At 61.3% G+C, this 18,259-nt stretch carries 18 protein-coding genes and 3 pseudogenes; 8 read left to right on the top strand and 13 right to left on the bottom strand.

Annotation, left to right across the window (positions count from 1 at the left end; translation table 11 throughout):
• Positions 1 to 534 precede the first annotated feature (534 nt).
• From JCM25414_RS07180 to JCM25414_RS07155, 6 genes are all read left to right on the top strand, one after another.
• Entirely contained in the window at positions 535 to 1,581 is a 1,047-nt protein-coding gene (locus JCM25414_RS07180; RefSeq protein ID WP_025841188.1) for a rod shape-determining protein, read from the top strand.
• A 21-nt stretch (positions 1,582 to 1,602) separates the two neighbouring features.
• Positions 1,603 to 2,547: a rod shape-determining protein MreC gene (mreC, locus tag JCM25414_RS07175; protein ID WP_025841187.1), complete on the top strand. Its 945-nt coding sequence runs from the start codon at positions 1,603 to 1,605 to the stop codon at positions 2,545 to 2,547.
• Between the two features lie 3 nt (positions 2,548 to 2,550).
• The gene (locus tag JCM25414_RS07170) at positions 2,551 to 3,117 is read left to right on the top strand and encodes a hypothetical protein (RefSeq protein ID WP_025841186.1); all 567 of its coding nucleotides are present in this window, start codon (positions 2,551 to 2,553) and stop codon (positions 3,115 to 3,117) included.
• Positions 3,118 to 3,228: 111 nt separating this feature from the next.
• Positions 3,229 to 5,151, top strand: a complete 1,923-nt coding sequence (gene mrdA / locus JCM25414_RS07165) for a penicillin-binding protein 2 (protein WP_025841185.1) — start codon at positions 3,229 to 3,231, stop codon at positions 5,149 to 5,151.
• Entirely contained in the window at positions 5,151 to 6,305 is a 1,155-nt protein-coding gene (gene rodA, locus JCM25414_RS07160) for a rod shape-determining protein RodA (protein ID WP_025841184.1), read from the top strand. The genes mrdA and rodA overlap by 1 nt, the downstream gene beginning before the upstream one ends.
• A gap of 12 nt (positions 6,306 to 6,317) precedes the next feature.
• Complete coding sequence (locus tag JCM25414_RS07155; RefSeq protein WP_025841183.1) at positions 6,318 to 6,704, top strand: DUF3293 domain-containing protein; 387 nt, start codon at positions 6,318 to 6,320, stop codon at positions 6,702 to 6,704.
• Positions 6,705 to 6,709: 5 nt separating this feature from the next.
• Here the strand turns inward: JCM25414_RS07155 and JCM25414_RS18105 are convergent, their stop codons facing one another.
• From JCM25414_RS18105 to JCM25414_RS07125, 7 genes and pseudogenes are all read right to left on the bottom strand, one after another.
• A complete protein-coding gene (locus JCM25414_RS18105) occupies positions 6,710 to 7,597 on the bottom strand; it encodes a LysR family transcriptional regulator (RefSeq protein WP_277911105.1) in 888 nt (295 codons plus the stop codon).
• Positions 7,594 to 7,968 (bottom strand): YidH family protein, encoded by a 375-nt coding sequence (locus JCM25414_RS07145; RefSeq protein WP_025841182.1) that lies wholly within the window; start codon positions 7,966 to 7,968, stop codon positions 7,594 to 7,596. The genes JCM25414_RS18105 and JCM25414_RS07145 overlap by 4 nt, the downstream gene beginning before the upstream one ends.
• Positions 7,965 to 8,336 (bottom strand): FAD/NAD(P)-binding protein, encoded by a 372-nt coding sequence (locus tag JCM25414_RS24790; protein ID WP_025841181.1) that lies wholly within the window; start codon positions 8,334 to 8,336, stop codon positions 7,965 to 7,967. The genes JCM25414_RS07145 and JCM25414_RS24790 overlap by 4 nt, the downstream gene beginning before the upstream one ends.
• Entirely contained in the window at positions 8,315 to 8,773 is a 459-nt protein-coding gene (locus JCM25414_RS24785) for an FAD/NAD(P)-binding protein (RefSeq protein WP_025841180.1), read from the bottom strand. Before JCM25414_RS24785 ends, JCM25414_RS24790 begins: the two co-directional genes overlap by 22 nt.
• A 168-nt stretch (positions 8,774 to 8,941) precedes the next feature.
• Positions 8,942 to 9,019: pseudogene (locus JCM25414_RS25895) on the bottom strand (hypothetical protein); the annotation flags it as partial.
• A gap of 119 nt (positions 9,020 to 9,138) precedes the next feature.
• Positions 9,139 to 9,321, bottom strand: a pseudogene (locus tag JCM25414_RS25890) (FAD/NAD(P)-binding protein); the annotation flags it as partial.
• 106 nt (positions 9,322 to 9,427) lie between these two features.
• Positions 9,428 to 10,219: a DODA-type extradiol aromatic ring-opening family dioxygenase gene (locus JCM25414_RS07125; protein ID WP_025841178.1), complete on the bottom strand. Its 792-nt coding sequence runs from the start codon at positions 10,217 to 10,219 to the stop codon at positions 9,428 to 9,430.
• Positions 10,220 to 10,295: 76 nt separating this feature from the next.
• On the opposite strand from JCM25414_RS07125, the gene JCM25414_RS07120 reads away from it, so the two are divergent.
• Positions 10,296 to 11,222, top strand: coding sequence for a LysR family transcriptional regulator (locus JCM25414_RS07120; protein ID WP_025841177.1), 927 nt, complete (start codon positions 10,296 to 10,298; stop codon positions 11,220 to 11,222).
• 99 nt (positions 11,223 to 11,321) lie between these two features.
• The gene (locus tag JCM25414_RS21575; RefSeq protein ID WP_206777952.1) at positions 11,322 to 11,723 is read left to right on the top strand and encodes a hypothetical protein; all 402 of its coding nucleotides are present in this window, start codon (positions 11,322 to 11,324) and stop codon (positions 11,721 to 11,723) included.
• A gap of 3 nt (positions 11,724 to 11,726) precedes the next feature.
• On the opposite strand, the pseudogene glyS reads toward JCM25414_RS21575, so the two are convergent.
• The 6 genes and pseudogenes from glyS to JCM25414_RS24770 form a co-directional block, all read right to left on the bottom strand.
• Positions 11,727 to 13,793 (bottom strand): annotated as a pseudogene (gene glyS, locus JCM25414_RS18090) (glycine--tRNA ligase subunit beta).
• Positions 13,793 to 14,680 (bottom strand): glycine--tRNA ligase subunit alpha, encoded by an 888-nt coding sequence (locus JCM25414_RS07105; protein WP_035442833.1) that lies wholly within the window; start codon positions 14,678 to 14,680, stop codon positions 13,793 to 13,795. Before JCM25414_RS07105 ends, glyS begins: the two are co-directional and overlap by 1 nt.
• A 375-nt stretch (positions 14,681 to 15,055) precedes the next feature.
• Positions 15,056 to 16,087 (bottom strand): methionine synthase, encoded by a 1,032-nt coding sequence (locus JCM25414_RS07100; RefSeq protein WP_025841174.1) that lies wholly within the window; start codon positions 16,085 to 16,087, stop codon positions 15,056 to 15,058.
• Between the two features lie 59 nt (positions 16,088 to 16,146).
• Entirely contained in the window at positions 16,147 to 17,124 is a 978-nt protein-coding gene (locus JCM25414_RS07095; protein ID WP_025841173.1) for a putative oxygenase MesX, read from the bottom strand.
• A gap of 247 nt (positions 17,125 to 17,371) precedes the next feature.
• Positions 17,372 to 17,884, bottom strand: a complete 513-nt coding sequence (locus tag JCM25414_RS24775; protein ID WP_242403420.1) for a LysR substrate-binding domain-containing protein — start codon at positions 17,882 to 17,884, stop codon at positions 17,372 to 17,374.
• Positions 17,842 to 18,243, bottom strand: a complete 402-nt coding sequence (locus JCM25414_RS24770; RefSeq protein ID WP_242403419.1) for a LysR family transcriptional regulator — start codon at positions 18,241 to 18,243, stop codon at positions 17,842 to 17,844. Before JCM25414_RS24770 ends, JCM25414_RS24775 begins: the two co-directional genes overlap by 43 nt.
• Positions 18,244 to 18,259 lie beyond the last annotated feature (16 nt).

Genomic DNA, 18,259 nt, shown 5'->3' with positions numbered 1-18,259 from the left:
CGCCCGAACCAGCGCGTGCGCCCGGATCATAGGGGTTACCGCAGGCGCTCAGGCCCAGCATGCCAACGCAGGCCGTAAGGGCAGCGAGATTGCGCGGACGAAAAAGAGAAGCATGCTTGGTCATGATGTCTACTATCCTAAAAAGTCACTCTACTCTGACGCAACGGGGCTCTATTTGCCGAGTTCCTGCCGCCTCCGCCTCGTGATCAGGTCACTCACCAGATTTCGCTTCGGCCGCGTTCGAAGCATGGCGCCACCATGGCCGGTTTGGATGGTTTGTAACCAACAGTAACTATTGCTAAGGGACGATTCCAGCGCACGTTTCCGTGCAATGCCTTTTTGGTCATTAAACTGCAATTTTCCCTGATCGGGACTTGCTCCTCAATCAGGGCCCCGGTAATCCCTGCGCCAGAATATCTCGTGTCATGCTCCTCTCTGTTAATCGGTTCCCTCGCGTCAACTGCGGAGAGACCACCTTGCAGGCCGGAGCGGAATGCGACCAGCGCGCGCACATCTTTCGGCCAGGAGGCTTGAATGTTCTCACGTCTGCTGGGTCTCATGTCGGCAGACATGGCTATCGACCTCGGCACCGCCAATACACTCGTTTACGTCAAGGGACGCGGCATCGTTCTTGATGAACCCTCTGTGGTCGCCATCGCTGAAGTGCGAGGCAAGAAGCAGGTGCTGGCGGTTGGCGACGAAGCCAAGCTGATGGTCGGGCGTACGCCCGGCAACATCACGGCCATTCGACCGTTGCGCGACGGCGTGATCGCCGATTTCGAGGTCGCGGAGGAGATGATCAAGCATTTCATCCGCAAGGTTCATAATCGCCGCGCCTTCGCCAGCCCGCAGATCATCGTGTGTGTGCCGTCGGGCTCTACTGCCGTCGAGCGTCGCGCTATTCAGGAGAGCGCGGAGAGTGCGGGTGCGCGCAAGGTGATGCTGATCGAGGAGCCCATGGCAGCCGCTATTGGCGCGGGTCTTCCGGTCACCGAACCTTCGGGTAGCATGATTGTCGATATCGGCGGCGGCACGACCGAGGTCGCCGTCATTTCTCTTGGCGGTATCGTCTATGCGCGCTCGGTGCGTGTGGGCGGCGACAAGATGGACGACGCGATCATTTCCTATATCCGCAAGACGTTCAATCTGCTGATCGGCGAAAGCTCGGCAGAGCGGGTGAAAATGGAAATCGGCTCTGCCTGCCTGCCCGACGATCCGCGCGATCCCGGCCCGGTGAAGGAAGTGAAGGGGCGTGATCTCATCAATGGTGTGCCGCGCGAAATTCTGGTGAGCCAGGCTCAGGTGGCGGAAAGCCTTGCCGAGCCTGTGCAGCAGATCGTCGATGCCGTGACCACGGCGCTTGAAAACACGCCGCCCGAACTCGCCGCCGATATCGTCGACAAGGGCATTGTGCTGACCGGTGGCGGCGCGCTGCTTTATCGTCTGGACGACGTGTTGCGCAATGCGACCGGCCTGCCGGTGACGGTGGGTGAGTCGCCGCTTTCCTGCGTGGCACTCGGCACGGGGCGCGCGCTCGAAGAGATGCGTCGTCTGCGGAATGTCCTGATCTCGATGTACTGATAACCAGGGAGCATCCGGTCGATGCTGTCGATTCAGGGGCGACACGCACTCGCGAAGCTGATGCTGCCGTTCTTTTTCGTGCTGGCGATCGGCCTGATCATGCTCGGTTTGACCCGTCGCCCGGCCGTCGACACCCTGCGCATGACGCTGGCCGATGGGCTCGCCCCGGCCTATCGACTCATGGCGGCCCCCGAGACGGCGTTCGCGCATTTGCGCCAGACCGTCACGGGGCTGACCGATATCGCAGGCGAAAACGCCCGCCTGCGCGCCGAAAACCAGAAGCTGCGGCGCTGGTACGATGTGGCCGTCGCGCTTGCTGACGAAAACGCCCAGCTCAAGGCCAGCCTGCACTGGATTCCCGATAGCGCCCCGAATTTCGTCAGCGGCCATGCGCTGCGCGATGCGGGGGGGCTGTATGGGCGTTCCGTTCTTCTGGCTGTAGGCGACAACCATAATATCGTGCCGGGCGATGTCGCGCTCGATGCGTCAGGCCTGCTCGGGCGCGTGACGGAAACAGGCGCACGCACGGTGCGTATCCTGATGATCAATGACGATGCGAGCCGTATCCCGGTCATGCTCACGGCGTCGCGCGGCAATGCCATCATGGCAGGCGATGGCTCGCCCTATCCGAGGCTGATCTATTACGCGCAGGACAATCGGCCTGTTGAGGGCGAGCGTGTGGTCACGGGTGAGCAGCCTGCTCCTGACGGGCATGAGCACGGGGCTTTTGCCGGTATGCCGGGGGGGCTCGTTGTGGGGACCGTGCATTATCTGCGGCCCGGCACGCCCGTAGTCGTGCCGGAAGCTTCGCTTGATCATCCCGATATCATCCGCGTGTTCAATTATATGAGTGCCGACCATGCTGGCCCCGAGGCGCCAGGTCGCGTCAGATTGATGCCGCCCATGCCTGTCGCCCCCGAACTGCCTTTCGTACCGTTCCAGAAGCCGACGAAAGGGCAGGGATAGCTCATGGTCGGTCATCGCCACACCCCCGATATCCATCCTGGCATCGCGCCGCGCGCAACGCTGCGTCGACGTCTCGACCAGATCATGCGCGCGTTGCTGCCGTCTCTGTTCATCGTGTTCTGCGCGCTTGTTCTTTCCGCAGGTCTTGGCATTCCTGGGCAAAACGAGCTGTGTTTCGGTATTGCGGCGAGCACGGTTTTCTTCTGGTCGGCACATAGGCCGCAATCCATGACGCCGCTCATGACCTTCTGCGTGGGACTCGTCTGCGAGGTACTGAGCTTCGGGCCGCCGGGTGTGTTTGTGTTTTCCCTGCTCGTCTTCCATGGCGTGGCGCATCTGTGGCGCTATGGGCTCAGTCGTATCAGCTTCCTGTTCGGCTGGGCTTTACTGGGTGGTCTCGCCCTTGTTTTGTCGTTGTTTGGATGGATCATCGCGTGTATCGGGACGTTGGCAATGATGTCTCCGGTGCCGAGTCTCTTTCAGGCAGCGGTGACAATTGGTATCTATCCGACATTGAGCGCCCTCTTTGCCTGGGCGCGTCGCACGGTGGCAGACCCTGAACAAGCCTGAAGGCCCGGTTTTGAGCATGATGTTCCGTCGCAGCGCAGCGCTTCCTGATGGACGCCCGACAGGCGAACGCGCAGCCACGACCGGATTTCGATGCGGGATCGTCATCACGCAATGAAGTTCAGACGCGACAAATCCTCCCGCTCCCGTAATCCGTCCCGGATGCGTGCCAAGCGTGAGGAGGTTACCCCCTCACGCGGCGTCTTTACCCGTCGTGCGCTGCTGGTTCTCGCCACCCAGGCGGGCGTTCTCGGCGTGCTGGGCAAGAAGCTTTACGATCTTCAGGTGCATGAAGGCGACCATCTGCGCGATCTCGCCGCACGCAACCGCACAAGCAAGCGTCTTCTGGCACCGGCGCGTGGCCAGATTGTCGATCGTTTCGGCCTCCAGCTCGCGGGCAACAAGGTCAACTGGCGCGCCCTCCTCATGCCTGAGGAGACGACCAATATTCACGCTACCATCGCGCGTTTCGGCCAGATCATCGCGCTGGACGAGCGCGATCAGGCCCGTATCGAGCGCGACCTTCGCCATATACGCAAATATGTGCCTGTGGCCCTCAAGGACTTTTTGAGCTGGGACGATATGGCGCGTATCGAACTCAATGCGCCGAGCCTGCCCGGTGTGCTGATCGATGTCGGCACGACGCGCCTTTATCCCTACGGGCCGCAACTGGCCCATATTGTCGGTTATGTCGCCCCGCCCAATGAGCGCGATGTCGCCTCGACCCCGATGATGGCGTTGCCCGGTATGCGCGCAGGCCGCGCCGGTATCGAACAGACCCAGGACCTGCTTTTGCGTGGCGAACCTGGTTCGGTCGAAATGGAAGTCAATTCCAAGGGCCGCGTGATGGGCGAGATGGATCGCATCGACGGCCAGCAGGGCGACGAGGTCGTGCTGACTCTCGATGCCGGTCTGCAGCAGATGGTGCTCAACCGCATCGGCGATCAGGCTGCGAGCGTTGTGGTCATGGATTGCCGCAACGGCGAGGTACTGGCCATGGTCAGTACGCCGTCTTTCGACCCGTCCTTGTTCGATTCGGGCGTGAGCCACGCGCAATGGATCGAATGGACCAATAACGTCCGCACGCCGCTCATCAACAAGACGGTGGCGGGTGTCTATCCGCCGGGTTCCACCTTCAAACCTGCGGTAGCGTTGGCCGCGCTGCAATCCGGTCTCGTCAGCCCGCAGGACCGCTTCACCTGCCCCGGCTATTACGACATGGGCGGGGTGCGCTTCCATTGCTGGTCGCGCTGGGGCCATGGCAGCATCACCATGCAGCAGGCGCTCATGTATAGCTGCGATGTCTATTTCTATCTCGCGGCGCGCAAGATCGGCATGGAGCCCATCAAGGCGATGGCGAATGGCTTCGGTCTGGGCACCAAACTCGATATCGAGCTGCCCCATACCCGCGCCGGTGTCATCCCCACGCCCGAATGGCGCCAGAAACACGGTTTTCACTGGAATGGTGGTGACACGGTCAATGCCGGTATCGGCCAGGGCTTCGTGCAGGTCACGCCGCTCGAACTTGCCACCTACGTCTCGCGCATCGCCTCGGGGCGCAATGTCACGCCGCATCTGGTCCGCAAGATCAATGAGCGCGATTCAGACCACACGCCGCTCGATGCTGCGCCCGCCCTCGACATTCCCGATGCCCATCTCTCGGTCATTCGACAGGGCATGTTCGACGTGGTCAATGCCCCGCGCGGCACGGCGCCCAAGGCACGACTGAGCCTTCCCGATGTCGCCATGGCAGGCAAGACCGGCTCGGCTCAGGTGCGACGCGTTTCACGTGCTCTGCGCGAAAGTGGTCATTTCAACTCGATGAACCTGCCATGGGAAGAACGCCCCCATGCGCTGTTCATCTGCTTTGCGCCCTATGATGCGCCGCGCTATGCGATTGCGGTGGTCATCGAGCATGGTAATGGTGGCGCCGATGCCGCAGCCCCTCTGGCGCGCGATATCATGACGGATACGCTCTTGCGCGACCCGGTCAATCACGACCATGCCCCGGGTCAGGCTGTCGCGGACGCCGAATAGTGAACTGGCAAAAACGCCTCTGGCGCCCGGAGCCGAGTTTCCGGTTGCTGGGTAAGCTGCTTCAGATCAACTGGCTCTACGTTCTGCTGATCTGTGCTTTGGCCGGGGTGGGCTATCTTGCGCTTTATTCCGCTGGTGGCGGCTCGGCCAAGCCTTTTGCGCGCCCGCAGATGGTGCGTTTCGGTTTCGGTCTGGTGATGATGATTACCGTGGCCCTCACCAGCCCCCGCCTGCTGCGGCTATTGTCCATTCCGATCTATCTGGCTGCGATCACCTTGCTCGCTCTGGTTCTGCATATGGGCCATGTGGGGAAGGGCGCAGAGCGCTGGATCAATCTTGCCGGATTGCAGTTCCAGCCTTCCGAGTTTGCCAAGATCGCCCTTGTTCTCGCGCTGGCGAGCTGGTTCCATCGCATCGATAACAAGCGCATGGGCAACCCGCTGCGTCTGATCCCTCCGGCGCTGCTGACGCTTTTGCCCGTGGGGCTCGTGCTGAAAGAGCCCAATCTCGGCACGGCGGTCATTATCGGGCTGATCGGTGCGACAATGTTCTTCGCTGCCGGTATGCGCTTGTGGCAGATCGCCCTGCTTGTCGCGCCAGTGCCGTTTCTGGGCAAGTTTGTCTATGCCCATCTGCATGATTACCAGAAGGCGCGTATCGACACGTTCCTGCATCCTGAACATGACCCGCTCGGGGCTGGCTACAACATCATCCAGTCCAAGATCGCGCTCGGCTCGGGCGGGATGTGGGGCGAGGGCTATCTGCGTGGCACGCAGGGGCAGCTTAACTTTCTGCCCGAGAAACAGACCGATTTCATTTTTACCATGATCGGTGAGGAATGGGGCTATGCGGGGGCCGTGTCGGTCATCGGTCTGCTGGCCTTGCTGGTGGTGGGCGGGATGCTCATGTCCATGCGCAGCCGAAACCAGTTCGGGCGTCTTCTGGCGCTGGGTATTTCGGTGGATTTCTTTCTCTACTGCGCCGTCAATCTGTCGATGGTCATGGGTGTGATCCCGGTCGGTGGCGTGCCTTTGCCGCTCATTTCCTATGGTGGCTCGGCCTTGCTGACCATGATGTTCGGTTTCGGCCTGCTACTTTCCTCTTGGGTGCATCGCAACGATCGCGATTTCCCTTCGGTGCGTGACGATCTCTGAAAAACCGGCAGGATGAGCCGCGTCAGACCGCCGACACCAGTCGCCAGAAAAGCATATCGTCAAACGAGCTATGCGATCGGCCCGGTAATTCTGCGCATTGGCGTTCGACCGATATGCTGGCCCTTCGAAGCGCAGCCTTTTGTGCTGATCGGCGCCTGCAATCCGAGCGGGCTTCGTCTGTCCGATACCCAAAACGCCCGTCGCATGCAGCATCCACGCGCGCGTCTCGGCACGGCGAGGGTGTTGAATGGCGAGGGGCGCTGGCGAGGCTGGTCAGAGCCTTTTTTCGCGGCCGCCTTGCCCATGGCCAAGGCGCGTGTTCTGGCGCGAATTTTCGGCCAGAACGCGCTGGTTCATGTCAGCCCGGGCCGTCCCCTTCGTCTCGTCTGGCTGGCCTGATTATCTCAGCCCGTCCGGGGCGCTCCCTCGCGCAGAAGCGTGCAAAAAGTCTGTTCGGCGGGGGAAAGGCTGCGAGCGCCGCGGGCCAATGCGAAATCCCGCTCGGGAAAAGGCATGGACACCGGGCAGAGCAGCCCGTTTTCGATCAACCCCGATACGACACTTGCCGAAAGCACCGTAGCCGCTCGCCCCGTGCTGATCATCGTGGCGATGGCCTCGTTCGAGGTCAGCTCCATGACGATATCGAGGCTGTCAGGGACGATCCCCCAGCCTGCCAGAGCTGTTTCGAAGCTCGCCCGTGTGCCGGACCCTTTTTCCCGCAGGACCCACGGCGTTTCTGTGAGGGCGCTCGCTTCGGGCGGGGTCTGCGCCCAGGGGTGTTCGGGGCTCACCACGAGCAAGAGCTGATCGCGGGCGAGGATTTCGGTTTCCAGAAACGAGCCGGTTGCAACTCCTTCGATCAGGCCGAAGCCGATCGTTCCGGCGGCAAGCTGCGCACAGATCTCTTCTGTATTGCTGATGGTCATGCCGAGCGTCACCTCGGTGGAGAGCCGCAAAGCGATTGAGCCGCGCTGGCAGCCAGTAGCTCGCCAGTGTCTGGCTGGCCCACACATGCAGTCTGCCCGTGCGCAACCCACCGAGATCTTCCAGACATTCGCGCGCAGCGAGCGCGCGCGCCTGCACGGCGCGTGCCTCCTGTAAAAAGACCCGTCCTGCTTCCGTGAGCAGAATACGCGCCCGATACGGTCGAACAGCTTGATGCCGAAGCCGTTTTCGAGCGTCATGATGGCATGACTGACCGCAGATTGCGTGAGAGCCAGTGCCTCTGAGGCGCGCGTCATATGTTGCCTCTCTGCCACCGCGATGAAAATGCGGAGTTGTTCGAGCGTCATGACGGCAGAACGCCCAGAAGCGACAGCAGAATCGCACTAACGAGCAGCGACAGAAACAGGCAGAACAGCCCTTCCAGCCCGTTGAGCGCGATCTCTCTCGGTTCTTCGGATGAGAGGGCGGCTTTCACCTTGCGAAAGCGCCACCAGCTTGCAGGCAGCAACATGAGCCCGGCACAGATCGTCAGCACCCCCACCCAGGCCGAAGACCCGGGCAGAGTGGGCATGCCGTCATGATGTTCCGAGCCGATCAGCCGCAGGAAGATGTTGAACTTGGCGAGCATACAGCCGATCGCCACCATGGCGAGCGCCGTACGCACCCATGCGAGAAAGGTGCGCTCATTGGCGGCGTGGTCGGTGTACCGGCTTATCATGCGCACAGATCCTGCAGTGGGGCCTGGGTCAGAAGCCCATCGAGTGTCGTCGCAAGATCATAAGCCTGACCGCGTATTTCGGGAATGGCGATAGACTCGAACAACGTGCCCTGGCGGGCGGGGCCAAGAGTGTAGAGCGAGAGCCTCGCCGTACCGTCCGCTGCGATGAGCTGCCCGGTCTCCGTCGTATCCAACCCTGCGCCACCTTGACCCGAGCGCGCCAGTTTTCTGTCAAGCAGATCGCGCAGAACAGGGGAGTCCACCCTGTCATAGCGCAGGCTCGGCCCCGTGCAGTTCAGCACATGGGCCGCATTTAGCATCTCGACCCGATCCTGATATCTGATCGTCACGCGCAGCCCGTCGGCCATCGCTCGATTTGCTGCAAATGGCCGGCGCGCAGTGAGAGTGCGCCGCTCGTCAGCCCGGCATCGAGCGCCTCGGCAATACGCGGCGCCATGCGATGACGCACGACATCCCAGCGTCTCTGCAGATGACGCCGAAACCGTGCGCGCTCCTGCGGGGGCAAGGCGGCCCAGAGCTGATTGGTGACAGGACGCAGACTGTCGATACAGGCGCGCCATGGAATGCCCTGCTTCAGCGCTGTGTTGAAGAGGCGCAGATAGGCGGTGCAGCGCGGCGCGCAGGCACCCGGTGCGATGACAGGCGCATCGAGTTTCGGTGCCGGTGCATGACGGCTGGGAAACTGGGCATGGCGGGAAATAATGGTGATCTTGCCAGAATGACCCGCCGCACGAAGCTGCATGATCTGGTCGACCGCCGTCAGGCCGCTGCCAATCAGCAGCACAGGGTCGGTCGGTTTGATGGCCTCGATGACCCCCCCTGCCCAGACCTGATGGTGATAGCAACCGCTTTCCAGAAGGTCGGCGGGAATGCCGGGCAGGAGCGGCGGCGCAAAATGGCCGAGTGCCAGAACGACATGGCGCGCGCGCAGGCAGCGCCCGTCATCGAGATGCAGCGTGGTGATGTCGGCGTCTGGCGCACAGCGTTCGACCCGCGCCCTGATATGCAGCGGCGCTGCCTGACGAAACAGATCCTGAAGATAGAGCCCATAAATGGCGCGCGGGATGAAAGCACCTGCCCGATCTCAGGGTCGATCTTGCGTCTCAGCCAGCCAAGAAAATGCCCGGCCTCATCGGCGAGGGCGCTCATCCCGCTTGCCGGTACGTTGAGCAGGTTTTCGACGCTGCGCGTGCCATAGGCGAGACCCAGGGCAGGCTGCGGGCCCGGATCGATCACGACGCAGCCCCGGCTGTGCCGGTGGCGCAAATTCCAGGCCAGCAGCGTGGCGCTCGCACCGCCGCCAATGATCGCGATATCGTGGATCTCTGTCATGATCAGCCTCACTTCTTTCTGTGAGGCCGAGTATCGGGCAGCGCGTTAAATCGTTCAAATTGATTGATATGCTCAGAACAATCGAATTATTCTATTGGAAGCGAGACTAGCCGAAACGGTAGCCCGAGAGCGGCTTGCCGAGCACCGTACCGGCGAAATCGAGATAGGCTGCTTCCCCTGTCGCGGCACCAGCGGCGACCATCAGGGGCAGAAGATGCTCTTCGCGAGGATGGGCGGCGCGGGCACCGGGGGCGTGGCGCCAGTCGCGTAATGTCTGCTCGCGTGTGGAAGGGTCCCTCATTGCTGCCTGCAACCAGCGATCGAAAGATTCCGCAGCCGGATCGGACGATGTGCCCGAGAAAAACCCGCCAATATTGTGATAGGATTGGCCACTGCCGATAATCAGCACATTCTCCGTCCGCAATGGCGCGAGTGCGCGGCCAAGAGCGAGATGCGCCCCAGGATCGAGATCCTGCCGCAGCGAAAGCTGAACCACGGGAATATCCGCATCTGGAAACGCGATTTTGAGCGGTACGAAGACCCCATGATCCCAGCCGCGTGTCATTTCGCGCTCGGTCTCGATACCCGCATCGTCGAGCAGGGTTGCGACACGGGCGGCAAGAGTGGGGCTACCCCGCGCGGGCCATTCCAGAGCATAGGTATGGGGCGGAAACCCGCCATAATCGTAGAGAAGCGATGGCGACGTGCCGAAATGGATACGTGGCACCCTGCCTTCCCAATGGCCGGAAATGACCAGCAGGGCATCTGGTCGCCCTGGCAGCGCCGACGCGAACCCTGCAAGATAGGTTTCGAGCGGCGACCAGGCGCGGCGCATCGGGCCTGGCTCGAGAAAGAAACATGGCCCACCGCCATGATTGATGAAGAAACTCGGTTGCATGAGAGCGAGCCTATCCTGTCTTCTCTGTCGCGATCAGAGATAAAAAACCGATCGATTCTATCGTGTGGGGTGATGGATGCTGGGAACGCTTTCCCTCGATCAGCTTCGTGTGCTGGTCACGATCGAGGAAACCGGCAGTTTTTCTGCCGCCGGACGCAGGCTGAACCGGGCGCAATCGGCCATCAGCCAGGCCATCGCAACGCTCGAAGCCACGCAGGGCGTTACTCTGTTCGACCGCTCGGGCCATAAGCCCGCCCTGACGGAAATGGGGCGGGTTCTGGTGGGGCAGGCGCGGCGTGTGTTGTCGGGCGCGGCGCAGTTCGAAGCCCTGACAGCCGCAATCAGGGAGGGAGTCGAGCCGGAATTGGCCGTGGCGATCGACCCCCTCGTGCCGACAGGCGCGTTCATGGAAAGCCTGCGCGCGTTGAAGGAGCGGTTTCCCCATCTCCCCGTCAGCTTCTCGACCGAAGGGCTGGGTGGCGCCGAGCGTCGTCTACGCCAGGGCGATGCGTCTCTCGCGCTCTGCGTGCTGCTTTTCGGCGTCCCTGAAGATCTGATCGCGGTACCTGTCTGCGATGTGGTGCTTGTGCCGGTCGTGTCCGCCAGCCACGAACTGGCCCGTCTCGGGCGGCCTGTGACGCGCGCCGATCTCGCGGAGCATGTCCAGCTCGTTCTCTCGAACCCGTCAGCCCCGGACGGGCCGAGTTACGGTGTGCTGAGTCCGAAGCGATGGCGTTTTGTCGAATTGGGGCGGCGCTTCGACTTCCTTCTCGGCGGTCTGGGCTGGTGTCGTATGCCCGATTATCTCGTCGAGGCACCGCTACGCGAGGGCAAGATGGTGAAGATCGACATTATCGATGACGACCCCGACGCGCCAGCGCCACGGCGCATTTATGCCGCGACCATGCGCGATCGCGCGTTGGGCCGTGCGGGAAGCTGGCTGCTGGACGATCTGAGAGCACGTATTTCCGTCCAGGCGGAAGGGGGCGACAGGCTGCCCTGATCGCAGCCGGGAGACAAATTCGTCGTCTCTGTTCGCTTTTGATTGCATCCGGCTTCGATTGTGGTTCCGATAACGATCTCACCGGCAAAGGGCGAAGCGATGGGAGAATGCAAACGGCGCCTCGTGCTCGCGGCACTCTTGCTCGGCAATGGCCCGGCGGGCACGACGATCTGTCTGGCGCGCGGTTTTTCGACCGTGCTGCCCTTGCATGTCGAGATGCCGTCAACCGCGACGCCCACCCCCTCGCAGACGCCCTTACCGTCAGGAGCTGTTCACTGGGAGCCCGCGCCGCTTCCCCGTGCCATGGCCGCCCCTACGACACGCCGCACGACAGCCGGGAAGATCGTCGATTTTGCGAAGCAGTTCCTGCCTCTGGGCGAGGGCCGGCCTGGGCACGATCCCGTCACCGGGGCATCCATCGGGCAATTCGGCCCGGCTTACCAGAATGCCAGTGTGGTCGGTCAAGGGCTTGCCCCACCGGGTGAAACGGTGGGGCGCTGAGCCTCAGCCTTCGATCTGGCTGAAATCGGCGATTTCGGTCAGGGTTTCGCCGATCTGCGCCAGCAGGCGCAGGCGGTTGAGACGGCGGGCGGGATCAGTATCGTTGACCGTCACGACCTCGAAGAACCGATCGAGCACGGGGCGCAGGGAGCTGCCGCGATCATCGCCTCTGCAAAACGCTCCTGTTCAAGAGCCGCATGAATGGCCGTCTGTGCAGATTCCAGCGCCTCGCCCAGAGCGCGTTCCTCATCCTGCACGTAGAGCACGTGGTCAGGCGCGCCTGATGCGGGCCGTCCTTGCGGTTTTCGATGCGCAGGATATTGGCCGCGCGCTTGCTTGCCGCCAGCAGATTGCGCCCGTCATCCGTGCCGACCATCTCGGCAAGGGCTGAAGTGCGGGCCAGCAGACGCACCAGATCGCCATCCAGCCCACCGGCCAGCACGGCGGCTAGAATGTCGTGGCGTTCGCCTTCGCTGCGCAACTGAACGCGCAGACGCTCGGCCAGGAAGCCCGGCAGAGCCTCAAGATCGCCGCCTTCACGCAGATTTTCTGGCAGGTTCTGCGCAGCCTGGGCGATCAGTGTCGTCAGATCGAGACGCAGCCCGTTATCGCGAATAATGCGAATAATGCCGAGTGCAGCGCGACGCAGTGCATAGGGGTCACCCGAACCGCTCGGCGTTTCGCCCATGGCGAAGAAGGCCGTCAGCAGATCCAGACGATCGGCCAGCGCCACAGCGATCGATACCGGGGCGCGTGGCGTCTCGTCATTCAGACCGCGTGGCATGTAATGCTCTGCCACAGCGTCAGAAACGGCATCGCCTTCATTGTCATGGCGGGCATAATAGCCGCCCATCACACCCTGAAGCTCGGGGAATTCCCCAACCATGCCCGTCGTCAGATCGGCCTTGGCCAGAAGGGCGGCGCGCTGCGCCTGTTTTTGTGCCGTCTCATCAAGCCCCATGGCCTTGGCCACGATACCTGCCAGCGTCACGATACGCTGTACGCGCGCGCCTGGCTGCCAAGCTTGGCATGAAAGGTCACGCCATCAAGCGCAGCGACACGCTCGACAAGCTTCGTCTTGCGGTCCAGATCCCAGAAATGGCGCGCATCGGCAAAACGGGCGCGCAGCACGCGCTCATTGCCTGCAATGGTCAGGGCGCCCCCATCGGCGAAATCCATATTGGCAATGAAGGCAAAATGCGGTGCCGCCGTGCCATCCGCGCTGCGCAGGGCGAAATAGCGCTGGTTGATACGCATCGAGACCTGCATCACTTCGGGCGGCAGATCCATATAGGCGTCGTCGATACGGCCCAGAAGAACGACCGGCCACTCGGCCAGCCCTGAAACTTCCTCGACCAGCTTGTCGTCCTGAACGAGTGTCAGACCCGCCTTGTCTGCCTGAGCCTGCAACCCGTCCCGGATGATCGACAGACGCTGCGCCGGGTCGAGCACGACCTTGCGCGCAAACAGCGCGCTTTTGAGCTGCCCGAAAGAAGTGACCTCGAAAGGCTCCGGCGCCATGAAGCGATGGCCAGCGGTCTGTGAGCCGGAAACGAGCCCATGAGCGTCGTCAGTCTCGGTGGCAAGGCTGAACGGCACGAGCGCGCCATTGAGCAGGCAGATCACGCGGCGAAGCGGGCGCACCCAGGTAAAGGCGCTGCCATGGCCCCAGCGCATGGATTTCGGCCAGGGGAAGCGCCAGAGCAGGGCCGGGATGGTTTCGGCAATCTGCTGCGCGGCGCCGATGGCAGGCAGTGTGCGATTGAGCACCCAGAAGCCGTTTTCCAGAACCAGAGCGTCACGTTCAGCGCCATGCTTGCGCAGGAAACCGGCGAGTGCCTGTTCGGGCGCGCTCTCGCGGGGGCCACGTTCCGACTGGGTGGATTCAGCAATCTGCCCGTCGATCTGAAGGCTGACGCCAATCCGTCTGGCGCCCCAGAACGGCGTGACGTCGCGTGGCGAAAGCGGCGCCAGCGCCTCTGAAACGAGACGTGCCAGATCCTGACCGGCGCTCTCCTGCATACGGGCAGGAATTTCCTCGCAATCGAGAACGAGAAGGAATTCGGCCATTATTTCGACTCCTCGTCGCCAGCAAGCCAGGTTTCGCAGCACAGCTTTGCGAGGGTACGCACGCGGCCGATATAGGAAGCGCGCTCGGATACCGAGATGACACCGCGTGAATCGAGCAGGTTGAACAGATGGCTCGCCTTGACGCACTGGTCATAGGCGGGCTGGGCCACGCCAGCTTCTGCCAGACGCACGGATTCCGCTTCGGCATCGCGGAAATGGCGCATCAGCATGTCGGTATCGGCCAGCTCGAAATTATGACGCGAATAATCCTGCTCGGCACGCAGGAAGACATCGCCATATTTGAGACCCTGACCGTTGAAATCGAGGTCATAGACGTTCTCGACGCCCTGCACATACATGGCCAGGCGCTCGAGCCCGTAGGTCAGCTCGGTCGAGGGCATGACAGTCGGAATGCCGCCAACCTGCTGGAAATAGGTGAACTGCGTCACTTCCATCCCGTCGCACCAGACTTCCCAGCCCAGCCCCCAGGCGCCGATGGTCGGATTTTCCCAGTCATCTTCCACAAAGCGGATATCGTGCTTTTCCGGGTCGATGCCGATGGCACGATAGCTGTCGAGCAGCAGGCGCTGGCTGTCTTCCGGCGTTGGCTTGAGCAGCACCTGATACTGGTAGTAATGCTGAAGCCGGTTCGGGTTCTCGCCATAGCGCCCATCCGAAGGCCTGCGGCAAGGCTGCACATAGGCGGCCTTCCACGGCTTGCGCCCCAATGCCCGCAGCGTCGTATGCGGCGAGAGCGTCCCTGCACCCAGTTCGGTGTCATAAGGCTGAAGCAGGGCGCAGCCCTGTGCCGACCAGAACTGATGCAGGCGCAGGATCAGATCCTGGAAGGAAAGGGGGCGTCCGCCGTTTTCGGGCAAGGGGGTCAAGGATCGAGGCTCCGGTCTTGTTCAGTCGATCCGTTCTACCCCGATGACGGGAACAAGCCAATCACGAGCAATTTGCTTCGTTTCGACGACGATCTGGCCGTATCAGGCGATGAACGCACTCGCTGGCCGCCTTATCGAGAGCGTGCGTGAATACCCCGGAGTGCAACGCTGGCCATGCCGCGATCAAGATGATCCGCCGCGAAACACTGGCTCTTGAACAGGCGCATCAGCCTTTAGGCCATTTCAGAGCGCACCTTTCGTGGAAAAGCTTAAGTCTGCGGATCGGAAGAAGGCGTGCGAACACGCCCTCATCGTTACGGATCAGGGAATATTTGTTTCAATGACCCTGGCGTCTTTTCGCCTGACGTGGCGTCTTCAGTCGCAGACAAGCTCCTTGCGTAAGATCTCGGCGCCGGCTGCCAGCGCTTCGAGTTTGCCTCTGGCCACGTTGCGCGACAGCGGTGCCATGCCGCAATTGGTGCAGGGGCAGAGATTCTCGACATCGACATAACGCAGCGCCTTGCGGAGCGTCTCTGCGACCTCTTCCGGCGTCTCGATCCGGTTGCTGGCCACATCGATGGCGCCGACCATCACCTTCTTGCCGCGTAGCAGCTCGATCAGTTCCATCGGCACATGCGAGTTCTGGCATTCGAGCGAGACCAGATCGATCGCTGAGGTTTGAAGCTTCGGGAAAATGCGCTCATACTGACGCCACTCATGGCCGAGCGTCTTCTTCCAGTCTGTATTGGCCTTGATGCCGTAGCCGTAGCAGATATGCACGGCGGTCTGGCATTTGAGCCCCTCGATGGCGCGTTCCAGCGTGGCAATGCCCCAGTCATTTACCTCGTCGAAGAACACATTGAACGCGGGTTCGTCGAACTGGATGATATCGACACCCGCCTCTTCCAGTTCTTTCGCTTCTGCGTTGAGAATGGCAGCAAATTCCCAGGCCAGTTTCTCACGGCTTTTGTAATGGGCATCGTACAGCGTATCGATCATCGTCATCGGGCCGGGGAGCGCCCATTTGATCGGGGCTTTCGTCTGTTTACGCAGGAATTTGGCGTCTTCGACAAAAACAGGTTTCTCGCGTGCGACGGCACTGACGACGGTTGGTACGCTGGCCTCATAGCGATTGCGGATCGTGACCGTCTCGCGCTTTTCGAAATCCACGCCAGCAAGATGCTCGATAAAGGTCGTCACGAAATGTTGGCGTGTTTGCTCGCCATCGCTGACGATATCGATTCTGGCGACCTGCTGTTCGAGAAGGGACACGCGTAATGCGTCCTGCCTGGCTTCAGCAAGTGCCTCCCCTTCCATTTTCCAGGGAGACCAGAGTTTTTCCGGTTCAGCGAGCCAGGAAGGTTTGGGCAGGCTGCCAGCGGTAGCGGTCGGGAGAAGCTTGGTCATGAGGCGTGGTTTTCCAGATGAATCGGGTCGGGACGTCGAAGCGGATGGCGGGGAGTCGTTCAGGCGGCTTGCCGACTCGCCCACTGGTCAAGAAGGGATCTGTGAGGTGCGATGAAATGCTCGCCCGCGAATTTTCCCTGCTCGATCGCGAGGCGTGTGCGTTCTTCGCGGTCGTAAACAACGCGGGTATTCGAAAAATCGCTCTGTTTGAGGCTGGGCTGGTAGCGCGCGGCAGCGGCAGAATTCGCGTTGTAGATTTCCGGGCGATAGATGCGCTGGAATGTCTCCATCGTGCTGATCGTGCTGATCAGTTCGAGCGGGGTATAGTCGTTCAGCAGATCGCCAAAGAAATAAAAGGCCAGAGGTGCCTTGGCGCCGCGCGGCATGAAGTACCGCACCTGCAGGCCCATTTTGCCGAAATAGCGCTCGGTCAGCGAGGTCGCGTTGGGCGCGTATTCGACGCCCAGCACGGGGTGCTGATTGATGGTGCGGGTATAGATCTTGTTTTCCGACACGCTCAGGCAGATCACGGGGCGTTTCGTGAAGCGGCTGGCATAACTCTCGGAGGCGACGAACGCCTGAAAGATCCTGCCATGCAGCACGCCGAAATCATCTGGTACGGAAAAGCCGTCACGCCCGCGATTATGCTCGGGGAGGAGTACACTGAAATCGTAATCGCGCACATAGGACGAGAAATTATTGCCCACGATACCGTCAAGCCGCCTGCCGGTGGCGTGGTCGAGGATGCTGGTCTGCAGAAGTTCAATGGCCGGGAAGCGCTCGCCGGAACCCGCGATAGCCATCTCTATGGAAATGATATCGAGCGCGAGGCCATAGCGCGTGCCCTCCGCATTATCCCATCGTGCAAGATCGTTGAAACGCTGGTCGATCATGCTCAGGGCTGCACGCAGATTTTCCTGACGGAATTCGCCTCTCGCGAGATTGGCGAAATTGGTCGTCAGCCTTGTGCCGGGGGCAGGGGCATAAGTCTCGTCAAAGCGCAGGCTTTTGACCGTGAAGGCAAAATCATGGGTCATGTTGGGCGGGCATCCTCTTCTGGATCCTGTTTCCCGCGCCACGTTCTTCATACCGCCGCGCGGAGCGAGCGAGCCCCGGTTATCCTGCAGGAACAAACATGAAAACAAATGATAATAAATCGTTATAACATGACTATCTGTCATGTTATGGAGGTGCCTTTGCGGGCGGCCATTGCGAGCGGTCGTTCGGCCCCATTTTTGATGAACAGGAAATTCAGCCTCAGGATAGCCGCATGACGCGGTAAAGTCAGATCTCGACGCCGGCAGCGAGGTTGATGAATCCGTCCAGATAAGGTGGGGCTGTGCCCGCACGATGGCCGAGATGGATGGATTTCAGAATGCCGTCTCCGATCCTTACCCCTTTAACGCCTTTCACCTTGCGCAACAGCCAGTCAGGCGTGGCGCTGACGGCGCGTCCCGAGGCGACAAGGCGCAGCATGAGGTCGGTGGTTTCCACGGTGCGGTGTCGGCGCGGCAGGGCGTGGGCGGGGACGAGAAACCGCGTATAGATATCAAGCCGCTCGCGTGAGACAGGATAGGTGATCAGTGTCTCGGTCATGAGATCCTTCGGCTCGATATGATGTTTCCGGGCCAGAGGATGGGTTTCGGCCACAGCCAGCACCAGTTCGTAATCGAAGACGGGCGTGAATTCGAGTTCGGCACGTTCGGTCGGATCGGGGGTGACGAGAATATCGATCTCATGTCCCAGAAGCGCGCTCAGCCCCCCGAACTGGAAGGCTGTGGTGACGTCCAGCTCCACGTCGGGCCAGGCTGCGAGAAAGGGATCGACACCTGCATCAGCCAGTCCTGACAGGGGTGACATTCCATTCCGATACGGATCGACCCACGACGGCCGCGCGCATAATCCTCGAGCACGCCTGCACCATGTTCGAGCTGCGGCAGCACACGCTGTGCAAGGCCTAGAAGATACTCCCCGGCCAGCGTGAAACGGAGCTTGTGTCCTTCACGCTCGAGCAGTTTGACGTTGTGACGGCCCTCGAACCGGCGAATGGCATGGCTGACGGCCGATTGCGTCAGGCAAAGCTGCTCGGCGGCCAGGGTCAGGCTGCCGGTACGATGGATTTCGCGCAATATCGCCAATGGCTGTATGTCGATCATCGTCCATGAACTCCTG

The organism is Asaia platycodi JCM 25414, assembly GCF_000614545.1.
In the GTDB taxonomy this organism is placed as follows: Bacteria; Pseudomonadota; Alphaproteobacteria; order Acetobacterales; family Acetobacteraceae; genus Asaia; species Asaia platycodi.
This window is presented reverse-complemented; position numbering and strand designations above follow the sequence as displayed.

Coding starts and splice junctions, on each gene's coding strand:
- JCM25414_RS24790 (WP_025841181.1), bottom strand. CDS start 8,336: ATGGCCGACGGGCTGCGCGTGACGATCAGATATCAGGATCGGGTCGAG.
- JCM25414_RS07100 (WP_025841174.1), bottom strand. CDS start 16,087: ATGACCAAGCTTCTCCCGACCGCTACCGCTGGCAGCCTGCCCAAACCT.
- JCM25414_RS21575 (WP_206777952.1), top strand. CDS start 11,322: ATGGGAGAATGCAAACGGCGCCTCGTGCTCGCGGCACTCTTGCTCGGC.
- JCM25414_RS07120 (WP_025841177.1), top strand. CDS start 10,296: ATGCTGGGAACGCTTTCCCTCGATCAGCTTCGTGTGCTGGTCACGATC.
- mrdA (WP_025841185.1), top strand. CDS start 3,229: ATGAAGTTCAGACGCGACAAATCCTCCCGCTCCCGTAATCCGTCCCGG.
- JCM25414_RS07145 (WP_025841182.1), bottom strand. CDS start 7,968: ATGATAAGCCGGTACACCGACCACGCCGCCAATGAGCGCACCTTTCTC.
- JCM25414_RS07180 (WP_025841188.1), top strand. CDS start 535: ATGTTCTCACGTCTGCTGGGTCTCATGTCGGCAGACATGGCTATCGAC.
- JCM25414_RS24770 (WP_242403419.1), bottom strand. CDS start 18,243: ATGATCGACATACAGCCATTGGCGATATTGCGCGAAATCCATCGTACC.
- JCM25414_RS07125 (WP_025841178.1), bottom strand. CDS start 10,219: ATGCAACCGAGTTTCTTCATCAATCATGGCGGTGGGCCATGTTTCTTT.
- JCM25414_RS18105 (WP_277911105.1), bottom strand. CDS start 7,597: ATGACGCTCGAACAACTCCGCATTTTCATCGCGGTGGCAGAGAGGCAA.
- JCM25414_RS07170 (WP_025841186.1), top strand. CDS start 2,551: ATGGTCGGTCATCGCCACACCCCCGATATCCATCCTGGCATCGCGCCG.
- mreC (WP_025841187.1), top strand. CDS start 1,603: ATGCTGTCGATTCAGGGGCGACACGCACTCGCGAAGCTGATGCTGCCG.
- JCM25414_RS07095 (WP_025841173.1), bottom strand. CDS start 17,124: ATGACCCATGATTTTGCCTTCACGGTCAAAAGCCTGCGCTTTGACGAG.
- JCM25414_RS07155 (WP_025841183.1), top strand. CDS start 6,318: ATGAGCCGCGTCAGACCGCCGACACCAGTCGCCAGAAAAGCATATCGT.